1 protein-coding gene and 1 pseudogene are annotated in these 1,541 nt (G+C 53.7%); both read right to left on the bottom strand.

The window, feature by feature from the left end; translation table 11 throughout:
* A partial coding sequence (locus PLU01S_RS25095; protein ID WP_084339973.1) for a minor capsid protein occupies window positions 1-1,086 on the bottom strand: 1,086 nt, incomplete at its 3' end.
* A 161-nt stretch (window positions 1,087-1,247) separates the two neighbouring features.
* Window positions 1,248-1,541, bottom strand: a pseudogene (locus PLU01S_RS25925) (hypothetical protein); the annotation flags it as partial.

Below are 1,541 nucleotides of genomic sequence, written 5' to 3' on the forward strand. Positions count from 1 at the left end.
CGCTAGGGGCTCGAGCGACCTCATCTCTTTCAGGGTTAGAGGAGAGAAATTCCTGTCCAGCTGGAGTTGAGAGAAGCGCTCTGCGCTCAATCCACCATCCCTGAACAGCTTTGCCCTAGCCTTGCCCAGCGCTTGGTCCTGAAAGCTCTCAGGCTGCGTTTTAAGCCACTCGTAATAGCTGAGTGATGCACTGACCTGCTTTCCACCTTCAGCGCCCTTAGAGGACCGCGTAGCGCCTTGGCTGAATAGCTTAGAAAACTTTGTTAAGGGAACTGCCGTTGTCCTGCACCGGATGTGAAAAGGCGGCCTAGGCCCTGAATCGACAGGGAATATTCTTCCGTCCATGGACCTACAGATTTGTGTGGTGGATGAGTCAAGCGTTGCAACAATCTCTATCCCACTAACAACATCGCTATTCGCCTTTAAAGTCTCATTGCGAGCCTGTTGTGCAACATGCTGAATAGCGGTTCTAACCACTGCATCGGCATTTCTGTTGGTGATATCAAGAATGCCGTCTTTGTAATTTAATGCCTTTGTACCCCGAATAGCCTGGATTATCTGCGTAGTGGTCTGGCCCTCGAATAAGCCCTGACGTATCGCGCCTACCACCCTTTGGCGTTCTGTCTGCGTCCAGCCTTGAATGAAGGCCTCCAGCAGCTTGCCGCCGTCCACCCCTCTCACACTCAAGGGGTTGGTCAGGATTGCCGCCTTGATCGCTGCCACACCAGGCAGTACCGCTTCAAACGTCACAGCCGCCTCTAGGTTAGCCGTAGCCACTGAGGCCGCGTTGTTCAGGCTTGATGCCTCGAACTGGGCTTCGTACATCGCAAGGTCAACCAGATCCAACTGAAGCTGGTCAGTGAATCGGGAGAAGATACCCAGCAACAGGCTATCAACCTGCTCTAGCAGCTTCTCCTGCCGCTTGCGTGTGTACTCGGTGATGTCCGGGTCGCTCAGCTTGGCCCTGATCTTTCGATCCAGCTCCTTGAGGAACGGGGCAAACTTGGCGACCTCATTGGCCTTTAGTTGTTCGAGCAGAACAGCATGACGAACCGTGGCATCAAACAGTGCTGGATTCGCCGCCATTGTCGTCTACCTCTGGGTCGCCTATGACCCTGATATTCTCGCCGTCACAGACAAACTTGACTGTTAGCTCTTGGGCACCGAAAGGCTCCGAACTGAGCGAAACACTCGCTTGGTTAGGCAGGCACTTCCCATCCTCAGTGAACAAGCAGAACAAACCCCGCTCATTGCGCTTCAGTATCAGCTTTATCTTTTCTGTCTGTTGATTCGACATCATCGTCCTCGTCGTCCAGGTCTAAGCCCGGCGCTGTGGTTTGAAGCTCGTCTCTGATCGCTTCGTCCTTCTTCTCAGGGTCAATCAGCTGATAGTCACGCAGCTGACGCCAGAAGTCGGACTGAGGAATCAGCCCGGCCTGAACGCCCTTGATCAGGTTGGCAAGCAGGTTCGCGTCGATCGTGACCTTCACAAAGTTCTGGTTGAGGGTGTACTCCATCTTGCCGGTGGCATTCATGAAGAT

Source organism: Pseudomonas luteola NBRC 103146, from assembly GCF_002091675.1.
Taxonomy (GTDB): Bacteria; Pseudomonadota; Gammaproteobacteria; order Pseudomonadales; family Pseudomonadaceae; genus Chryseomonas; species Chryseomonas luteola.